At 39.7% G+C, this 909-nt stretch carries 1 protein-coding gene; it reads left to right on the plus strand.

Translation table 11 applies throughout. From position 1 onward, the window contains the following. Window positions 1-909 (plus strand): InlB B-repeat-containing protein (locus ACYQ1N_RS07575; protein WP_459834515.1); only part of this gene is annotated, 909 nt, incomplete at both ends.

The raw sequence follows: 909 nt of genomic DNA on the forward strand, positions 1-909 counted from the left end.
TAAATAAAGGCAAGATAGTTGAAAGTGACGGCTCTACGGTTATAAACATATATTATGACAGACCGGAAATGACCATTACGTATATATATTATAATCCGGATACGGGAGAAGAGGATCACAGAGAGAGTTTCAGTGCAGTATACGGTCATCTCACAAGCGGAATAGTAAGTTATGATTCCCGCTATTTATTTTACAGTCGTGAAGGTATTGGACCTAAATATACGTTTTCATCGTTGTTTGAAGAAATTGGATCTTACATGTCGGATGACTATCATGTTGAATATCATGCAAGAAAATTGGAAGAAGAACCAATAAGTGAGAGTGTAATGGTTTTTCACTTTCAGAGCCCGGACGGCACGTGGAAGCATGAAATATATAAAACTGCAAGTGTTAAAAACGGAAAAACGGATTATAGAAGGTTTGTCAGCGGAGCTCTGGCATATCCCGCATATTATTATTGGACGGACAGCGCCGATGAATTTACAACGGATGTATCCGAATCAAATAAAGATCTGCACGCATATCATGATAAAGATAACATATATATCTACGAAGACGGTAAATTGATTAACGACTACGACGGCGACGGAAAAAGTTATTTGCATATATATTGGAAAAGACAGGCATATAATTTAAAGTTTGATGGAACCGACAACGACGATGTTTCATTGTTAAACGGTGCTCCGCTTTCATATGTGAATGACACCCTTAACAATCCCGTAAGACCGCAGTCGGTTCCGGATGATTATATCTTTGCAGGTTGGTATCTCGCTCCGGATTTTTCTGAGGGAACGGAACTGAACAGCGATAATTACGTAATGCCTATGCAGGATATGACAATATATGCAAAGTGGCAGCCTCAGGATGTGACGGTTACGGTTGAAGGTAACGGAGCGGATTCAAAACTCC

This window comes from Howardella ureilytica, from assembly GCF_054657495.1.